Origin of the sequence: Noviherbaspirillum sp., from assembly GCF_035254865.1 — a bacterium.
GTDB lineage: Bacteria > Pseudomonadota > Gammaproteobacteria > Burkholderiales > Burkholderiaceae_D > Noviherbaspirillum.
Map to the genome: position 1 here is coordinate 24,478 of NZ_DATFAF010000029.1, position 8,387 is coordinate 32,864.

At 59.2% G+C, this 8,387-nt stretch carries 7 protein-coding genes; 1 reads left to right on the top strand and 6 read right to left on the bottom strand.

The window, feature by feature from the left end; translation table 11 throughout:
* Positions 1-10 precede the first annotated feature (10 nt).
* The 6 genes from VJ651_RS08635 to VJ651_RS08660 all read right to left on the bottom strand — a co-directional run bounded on the left by VJ651_RS08635 (position 11) and on the right by VJ651_RS08660 (position 6,962).
* Positions 11-1,246, bottom strand: coding sequence for a class I SAM-dependent methyltransferase (locus VJ651_RS08635; protein ID WP_324107060.1), 1,236 nt, complete (start codon positions 1,244-1,246; stop codon positions 11-13).
* Between the two features lie 189 nt (positions 1,247-1,435).
* Positions 1,436-2,203, bottom strand: a complete 768-nt coding sequence (locus tag VJ651_RS08640) for a Crp/Fnr family transcriptional regulator (RefSeq protein ID WP_324107061.1) — start codon at positions 2,201-2,203, stop codon at positions 1,436-1,438.
* Positions 2,200-2,526 carry a VanZ family protein gene (locus tag VJ651_RS08645; RefSeq protein ID WP_324107062.1) on the bottom strand — a complete coding sequence of 109 codons (327 nt, stop codon included), beginning with the start codon at positions 2,524-2,526 and terminating at the stop codon, positions 2,200-2,202. Before VJ651_RS08645 ends, VJ651_RS08640 begins: the two co-directional genes overlap by 4 nt.
* 167 nt (positions 2,527-2,693) lie before the next feature.
* The gene (locus tag VJ651_RS08650) at positions 2,694-4,082 is read right to left on the bottom strand and encodes a tetratricopeptide repeat protein (protein WP_324107063.1); all 1,389 of its coding nucleotides are present in this window, start codon (positions 4,080-4,082) and stop codon (positions 2,694-2,696) included.
* Positions 4,079-5,878, bottom strand: coding sequence for an adenylate/guanylate cyclase domain-containing protein (locus VJ651_RS08655; protein WP_324107064.1), 1,800 nt, complete (start codon positions 5,876-5,878; stop codon positions 4,079-4,081). Before VJ651_RS08655 ends, VJ651_RS08650 begins: the two co-directional genes overlap by 4 nt.
* A gap of 703 nt (positions 5,879-6,581) precedes the next feature.
* Complete coding sequence (locus VJ651_RS08660) at positions 6,582-6,962, bottom strand: GxxExxY protein (RefSeq protein ID WP_324107065.1); 381 nt, start codon at positions 6,960-6,962, stop codon at positions 6,582-6,584.
* Between the two features lie 169 nt (positions 6,963-7,131).
* On the opposite strand from VJ651_RS08660, the gene VJ651_RS08665 reads away from it, so the two are divergent.
* A partial coding sequence (locus VJ651_RS08665; RefSeq protein WP_324107066.1) for a FecR family protein occupies positions 7,132-8,387 on the top strand: 1,256 nt, incomplete at its 3' end.

Below are 8,387 nucleotides of genomic sequence, written 5' to 3' on the forward strand. Positions count from 1 at the left end.
ACGATACGCATCAGCTTGCTTCCCGGCCCATGATTTTTCTCAATTCTGTATATATGTGCATCGCGCGCGCTGACAGATTTTCCGGCTCGGATTGTGTCTGCATCACGGCGGCAGCGGCCCCGGCGCCATACACGATGCCATGCAGGCGGCCTTTGAGGGCAGGCACACGGTTAAGTACCTTGAGAGCAGCCTGCCTGAGTCGCGGATGTCGTTGCACCGCTTGTCCAATCGCGCGCAATACCTTCTTGACGCTCCGTCTGGCACTGACCGTCAGCGGATGGGCGCGGACCGCGGACCGGAGCTGAAAGAACCTGCTGGAGACAAAGCGCAACGGCGCCGTAACTCGCCACGACCGGCTGCCGAAGACGGCATTGACCTGTCCTTCCAGGCGGGAAAGCCGCTCTTCAAGCTGGGCAATATGGCCTTGCGCCTGCTGCAGGCTCAGGGCGGAACGCGCCTCCGCCTGTTCCGCGATGACGCGGACATCCGAAAGCCGACGGTCGATCTGCGTGTCGTAGCGCTGCGCCAGCGACTCCATGGACAGGCCGTAGTTAAAGCTGAACGCGTGATCAAACATGGACAGAATATTATTGCCGGCGCTTTTTTGAGCGACAACTGCATAGTCCGGGCTGACGCCGGTGAGTACGTTGATCAGGCGGATATTCAAGCCGCTGCGCAGCTCGGGGCGTTCCTGCAGGCGCATGACGATGTTGCGCTGAAATCCCGCGTGTTCGACCACAAATTGGAGCAACTCCCAGGGAACAGGGCGAGTATGCGAGGGATCTTTGTAAAATTCGTGCGCGCCGACCGCCAGGTTTTCCGCATTCGGTGTCTCAAGGATCAACAGGCCACCGGGCTTCAGGACGCGCAGTCCTTCTTCCACCAGCGCCCGCATATCGTTGAACGTCACGTGCTCGACGACATGAAATGCCGATACCAGAGTCTTGCTATTGTCCGGCAGTGCGCGCAGGACTTCGAGACCGTTGGCGCATTGTGCGCTCAAGCCGCGGTCGCGGCATTCGGACAGCATGCCCTCGTCAAGATCGACGCCAGACGCTTCGAATCCCGTTTCCCCCAGCAGTTCGAGCCATTCACCGCGGCCGCAACCGATGTCGATCGCAGCGGCAGGCTGGTACAGGATGGCGAGAGGCTTGAGAAACGGAATGTATGCACATAAACGCGACTTGATGAGTTCGCGCGAACCACGATGGCGGTCTTCGTAAGCTTTGTAGAACAAATCGTTCATTGGATGTGGGCTTGGGAGATATTCGCAGGGATGGCAAGCATGTTCTTGCCATCAGGATCCGCACAGCCCGCGTCACTCCCAATGCAGCGTGCTGTTCTCGTCGGAATCCCGGACGCAACGCGTCGCGGCATTTGTTATTGTTGTGCCAATGAAAAACGCTTGATTATAGCGCACTGAACTTGCGATGCTTTAGCTCTGCACCAATTTTTGCAAAGCGTCAGGATTGATGATGATCAAGCGGTGCGAATCCTTCTTGACGATGCCCTGATTCACCAGCGTCAGGATGGTGCGCGTGACCGTTTCCCGGCTGGTATTGATCATGTTCGCAATGTCCTGGTGGGTGGGCAGATTGTCCACGACCTCCACGTTGCCGTCTTCTTTTTTCTTCATCAGCGCCAGGAAGGTGAAAATGCGCTTCGAGGTATTGTGGATGCTGAGCAGGGCGCGGAATTCGGAGTCGCGCTGGATCTTTTCCGCCAGGTGCCGCAGCATCAGGTTGGCCACCGAAGGCGAATGCGAAAACAGATGCAGGGCTGTCGATGCCGGCAGGAGCGCAACGAGGACCGGCGTCAACGCAACGACCGAGGCCGAGCGCTTTGAATTGTTGATCACGGCGATTTCACCGAAGAAATCGCCCGGCACCAGGATGCGCAGGCCGATCGCACGTCCATCCTCGGTGATATCAATTACCTGAAGCTGTCCCGAAAGCAGGAACAGCAGACAATCGCCATTGCCGCCCTTTTGCAACACGATATCGCGGCGCGCATATTGCCGGATGCGAATGTCGGCCTTGACCCTGGCCATTTCCTCATCGGTCAGGTTGGCAAGCAAGGGGATCTTGCGCAGGTGAATCTGTATGTTCACCCTGTCCTGCGCCTTGCCGTCCGCGCCGGGGGCGGGCGCAGCTTGCACGGTGCCCGCATCGGTATCCGTCGGCTGTAAGCTGCTCTGGGTCATATTCTGATCGCCACCTGGAAAAAGATTGCTGCGGAGAGTATGCCAGCCGTGTTGGCCGCCAGGTCGCGCCAACAGAAATTGCGGTCCGGCACCCAGGATTGAAGGCATTCGATCAACCAGCCGGCGACGAACAGCCCGATCAGCCAGGTGGTCTGCTCAAGACCGCTTTGCGCCATGCGCTCCACAAGGAGTGCCATCCCGCCGAAGGCCAGAAAGTGAAGCAGCTTGTCGTTCGGTAATGGAGGTAGCCAGCGTGCCGGTACCAGACATCCGGCCGAGATCGCCAATGCGCCACACAAAAAAAGTATCAGTTCCCAACCCATGCCAATTCCGAAAAATCCTGGTTCTCAGATGAGTCGCGAAATTGCCATGCCGGCAAAATCCTGTGAAGTCGTCGAAGCGCGAATTGAATTTCACGCGTCCGGAGCACCGCTCAAGGCAGGCTGTTGAAAAACTTCGCGAGCGGGTCGAGAGGTTTTTCGTCGGCCTGCTAGAAGTTTTGCCATTGCCAACTCACCTGTAGTAGCTGGCTATTATATTGAAAAATCGAAATATTCTCGTTATTCCGCACTTGCCGCAGTTCAATTTGCAACGCGTGTTGTGGTTTTATCGGAACGATGAGTGCCGCTCGCAGCAGTTGCGTATCCTGCCTGCGGATCTGGTCGATCAGGCCCGGCGAATACGGCGAAGTGCTCAGCCAGTGCTGGTGCGACCACCCCAGTTCGCCGCTCATGTCATGGCCAAGACGGACATTTCCCTGAATGCCGGCATACCAGCCGCTCCGATTGCCGCCCAGGCGCGCGGCGGCACCGCGATCCGTGAGATAGCCTGCGCTGGCTTCTACCCGCGTCTTGCTGTCCTGATACATCAGGATTCCGCCGGCTTCCACCGTATTCGAATCGTAGTTCTCCAATGTCGCATACTGGATACGACTCAGTCCGGTCAGGAAATTGAAGCGAAAATGCTCGGGAAGCGAGAGCGGCGGAGCCAGCCGCAGCTGGAGTTGCCCCTGCTTTTGATAAAGCTGGTTGCCCAGTGTCAGAAGGCCGACGGCGCCGGTAGTGCGCAAGCCCCAGTCGCCCACCCGCCATGGATGCTCGACGCCAAAGCGCAGCGATGTGGTGTTGTAGCGCGAGAGCGAATCGTTTGCGCGCGAGCGGAGTTGCACGAATCCGACGCTACCGCTCTTATCCAGGTCGCGCGAGTATTCGGCGGACAGCAAGGTGTACTGGTCATGCTGCGGAAGAAATTCGGGCAGCAATTGAAGATCGACGCGCGAACTCCCGCTGCCGATGCTGAAGTTCGGGCTGCTTGCGCCCTGGTTCACATTGCTGTCGACTCCGCGGCCCAGCATGAGCGACCACTGGCTGCGTGCTTCCCAGCCCTTGCAGCCTTTCGCGCGATGGGCCGAGATCACCTCCCGGATTCCGGGCGGCGGAGAAAATCGCTCCTCGATGATTTGAAACAGCCGCTCCGCCTCGACGGCATGCCCCAGTTCGCACTGGATGATCGCCAGATCCAGCCAGGCGCCCGCATGTTGCGGCTCCTGCTCGATCATGCGCGTCAACACGTCGCTCGCCTCGTCCGGCCGTCCCTCGGCGATCGAATGCAGCGCATCCATGTACATGTCCTGCTGCGCAAGATAGGTCTTGCCGGAGCCGAGCGTGATGCCATGCGCATCTTCCTGCGTCATGGCCAGCAGTGGAACCGGATCATGGCGCTCGGACGGCAGCGTCACGGAGGTCTCCAGCTTGAGCGCGACACCCTCCGATGCAGTGCCATGCTGGACCTCGGCCCGGCCGTCGGCGGCCATCGCCGGTGCGGCAAAGACCAGCGACAGCAGCATGACGCGCAGGGCAAACCTGCCGGCACGCATCATTCGACCGACTCCAGCGTATAGAGCCTGGTCGGGTGCTCTTTCCCCCGCAGCAGTTTTTCGCCAAGATACTTCAGAGCATGCCGCTTGGCGCGCTCCGCCGTGCCTTGACCGACGATGATGTCGTGCGGGAATTCGCGGGCGAGTTGTTCCAGGCGCGATGCAACGTTCACGCTGTCGCCCACCGCGGTGTAAATACTGCGCGAGGACGTGCCGAAATCGCCGGCCATCGCAATCCCGCTCTGTATCCCGATCCGGACCCGCAGCGGCTTCTTGCCTTCCCGTTGCCGCTCCTGGCTGAAGCGACGCACAGCCTCGACGATTTCCTGTGCGGCATCCAGCGCCAGATCGGCGTGGTCATCAATCGGCAGCGGTGCGCCCCAGAACGCCACCAGTCCGTCCCCGGTAAACTTGTCCAGCGTGCCATGCTTGTCCAGCACGGGTTTGGTCAGGCAGGCGAGGAAGTCGCGCGTCAGTTGCGCCGCTTCCTCCATGGTCAGTGACTCGACCTGCCCGGTGTAACCCTCCATGTCCGCGATCAGCGTCGTCACATTCAAACGCTGCGGCGTCAGCGGATCCTTCAGGTCGCGGCGCAGCAATTCATCAACCACTGCATCGGCCACATATTGGCGCAGCGTGCCGAGCAGCTGGCGTGACTTGCGCTGCGCCAGTTGCCAGTCGAAGGGAACCGCCACCGCGAGCAGGAACAGGTTGGCTGCCAGCGGTGCCGTGGTGGAGAAATTCGCATCATGCGGATTGATCACATAGGCCAGCCCCAGCCACAGCAACGATGCAAGCACCAGCAAGGCCACGTTCGCGACAGCCGCCAGACGGGGAAAGGTATACGCTGCCATGAGCGCAACCAGCACGGTAAAAATCGTTGCAATCCACCGTCCCGGCCATGGCGACGGAGCCAGGCCGGCCTCCTCGTCCAGAATGGAGGAGAGCGCTGCAGCGTGCACCAGCATACCGGGCGTCGAGGCCAGCAGCGGCGTCGAGACGCGATCGGTCAAACCGAGCGCAGACGAGCCGACCACCACGAGCCGTCCTTGCAAGACCGCGGGCGGGGCGCTCTGATTCAGTATCGCGGCCGCGGGAACGACGGTGTAAGCCGACCACTCACGCTCAAACGGAATGCGCTTGAATCGCTGCTGATCGGAATTGACGCCGTAATGATCGTTGGTTGCGCAGCAATCCCTCAGCGCCTTGGACAGGGTCGGGTAGAGTCGACCCTCGAACAGCGTCAGGACCGGCAAGCGGCGGATCATGCCGTCTTCGTCAGGAACAAAGCCGATATTGCCGATATGCCCGGCCTGCGCCAGTCCGGCATGGTTGCCGATGAAGCCGGTCGCCTTTGGAGCGGTGACATTTCCTTCCACGGGAGATCCACCGGCGATCTGTCCGACGCGTACCGGCAACGGCTGCGCGGAGTAATCAAATGCCTGCGCCAGCACCACCGGCCCATGCTGCGCCAGCATCGCCAGCCGTGTATCGCCAGCCGCGTCACCAGGTTCGGGGAAAACCATGTCCAGTGCGACGCCGCGCACGTTGTAGCTGCCAAGCAGCTTTTCCAGCAACTCGGCGATCCGCTCTCGCGGCCAAGGCCACGGCCCGATCGTCGTCAAACTGTTTTCATCGATATCGACAAGCGCCAGACGGGACTCAGGCTGGGAAGATGCGTGCAGGCGAATGAAGTGATCGCGCAGCCATTCATTCGCGAAGTAGGATGCCGTCGGCGCGGGCATCCATTCCGACCAGATCGTCAGTGTGATCGCAACAAGTGCGATAAGCGACCGCATGACGGCGACTGACGAAAAACGCATGGAGAATAGGCGGATGGCTCGTATAAAAGTTGATGCGGCCCTCGGATTGAGGATTTCGCACAGACGCACGTTACTAGTTAATAGCCGGCAAGTATAGCGTCATGTTTCCTGACAGACTATCCCATGATATTGCCTACCGGCGTGAGGTAGTGTTGTCCACCGAAAACAGGAAAATGTCGAATATCTTTTCCGCGCCGGAATCAACCGGTTAACCAAAAAAGGATACGCCACCGTCCTTTCCGTGATTTTCGTGTATTCCGTGGACCAAGCTTTTAAAAACAAATGTCCACGGAAATCACGGAAGACACGGAAACGGCGGAAGTGCCGCCTTCGAGGGATGGCTCCACCAACCGATCCGGACGATACCGCCTCCTTTCCGTGATTTCCGTGGACAACGCTTTTAAAAACAAATATCCACGGAAATCACGAAAGGCACGGAAACGGCAGATGGGCGGTCCTCAAAGGAATGAATCCACCGGCCAAAACGGGAAGCACCCGGTTTTTTTCCGTGATTTCCGTGTATTCCGTGGACAAAGCTTTTAAAAACAAATGTCCACGGAAATCACGAAAGACACGGAAACGGCAGATGAGCGGTCCTCAAAGGGATGAATCCACCGGCCAAAACGGGAAGCACCCGGTTTTTTTCCGTGATTTCCGTGTTTTCCGTGGACAAAAGCCTTTAAAGAACAATCCGTTCCACAGTTGCCTTCGGAAAGCTGCCAAAATTGACCAGCAAGCCCAATCGCATCCCTGTCGCCCGCAGGTAGTTCATCACCTGCGCTTTATGCTCGCCGTTCGTGCTGCTCAGTGCCTTCAGCTCGACAATAATCGCCCCATAACAAATGAAGTCCGGAACAAACACTTGCCGCAAGACCTCCCCTTTATAAGACAGCTGCAATCCCGGCTGGGCGACAAACGGAATCCCGCACCGAGCAAACTCCCGTCCCAGGCACTCCTGATACACGGCTTCCAGGAACCCGCAACCCATCTCCCGGTAAACCTCGAACACCGCCCCGCGAATCCGGAAACCTTCATCCCGATAAAACAACTCCCCACTCATCTCTTTCCGTGCCTTCCGTGCTTTCCGTGGACAAAATTATCAAAAATACAATACTTCAGCAAAGGCCCGCCAAAAACGCAACAAATTAAAACTTTCAGCACGTAAAATGTGATCACTGTCACAGAAAGTGTTGCCGTGCGGAGCACAATGGCACACAAGGAGAAGTCCCATGTTTACTCGGTTCGCTATTGCTGCTGCTCTGCTCATCGCCGCCGGCCTCGCACAGGCTGAAGAGGCGGGCCGTATCGTTTTCGTGACTGGACACGCGCAGATCGCCAGCCGCGCCATCGCCTTGGGCGATGCGGTCCAGGAAGGGGATGAACTCACTACCGGTGCAGACGGTTACGTCTATGTAAAGACCGTCGACAATGGTTTCCTGATCCTGCGCCCCGCAACCCGCGCCAAGGTCGTTGCCTACCATATCGATGCGCAGAATCCGGCCAATACCCGCGTCAAGTTCGAGCTGCTCAGCGGCGTTGCCCGCGCCATTTCGGGGCAGGGCGTCAAGAAGGCCCGCCAGAATTTCCGCTTCAATACCCCGGTCGCCGCCATTGGCGTGCGGGGAACCGACTTCACCGTATTCACCGACCAGCAAACCTCGCGCATTGCCGTCATTTCCGGCGCCGTCGTCGTCAGCGGTTTTTCGGCAGGTTGCGGCCCGGAAGGGGCCGGCCCCTGCGAGGGAAGCAGCAGCCGCGAATTGTTCGCGGAGCAGACCGGCCAGCTCCTGCAAGTCCAAAAAGGACAGGCTGCGCCGCAACTGTTGCGTAATAACACCCTGTCGCCTGACCTGACCGCGCCGCCGCGCAAGGACGAGCCGGTTGCCAAGTCGGCAGACGCGTCGCACACCGGCACCGACATCAGCCTCGAGCCGCAAAAGAGCAAGGACATCCTGTCCGGTGCCATGCTTCCCCCGGCACCGGTGCCTCCCGCAATTCCGCCGCAGCCGCCAGTGGTCGTCGTTCCCGCTCCCGAGCCGGTCGTCGTGCCGAAACCGCCCGAGGTCCTTTGGGGTCGCTGGCAGGCAGTTGCACAGCTTCCCGCCGACTCCGAGGCCCTGGCAAAACTGCGCAACGGCACTTATGAGACCAGTATGAACGTGGGCTCCTTCTTTATCAGTCGCGTCAAGGATTCGGAATTTGTCCTTCCGAAAGAGGGGCATGCCGCGTTCGGGCTGACCAACAGCGAGGTTTATATCCGCCAGGCAGGCCAGGCACCGGTTGCCGCAGCGGTTCTGGATCCGCGACTTGACCTTGATTTTGCGGCCCGTACCTTCTCCACCAGCATGACCGTGTCCGGCGCCGGCACGCAGGTGGACGTGCATGCGAAAGGCGACGTCTGGTCCAATGGAACGCTTTTCAGCACCTATACCGGATCAAATGCCACCGTGCGCGGCTATCTCGGCGGGGCGAGCGCAAAAGAGGC

What these genes read in the sequence shown, in the direction of transcription:
- VJ651_RS08635 (WP_324107060.1), bottom strand. Translation starts at nt 1,246, where the DNA reads ATGAACGATTTGTTCTACAAAGCTTACGAAGACCGCCATCGTGGTTCG.
- VJ651_RS08640 (WP_324107061.1), bottom strand. Translation starts at nt 2,203, where the DNA reads ATGACCCAGAGCAGCTTACAGCCGACGGATACCGATGCGGGCACCGTG.
- VJ651_RS08645 (WP_324107062.1), bottom strand. Translation starts at nt 2,526, where the DNA reads ATGGGTTGGGAACTGATACTTTTTTTGTGTGGCGCATTGGCGATCTCG.
- VJ651_RS08650 (WP_324107063.1), bottom strand. Translation starts at nt 4,082, where the DNA reads ATGATGCGTGCCGGCAGGTTTGCCCTGCGCGTCATGCTGCTGTCGCTG.
- VJ651_RS08655 (WP_324107064.1), bottom strand. Translation starts at nt 5,878, where the DNA reads ATGCGGTCGCTTATCGCACTTGTTGCGATCACACTGACGATCTGGTCG.
- VJ651_RS08660 (WP_324107065.1), bottom strand. Translation starts at nt 6,962, where the DNA reads ATGAGTGGGGAGTTGTTTTATCGGGATGAAGGTTTCCGGATTCGCGGG.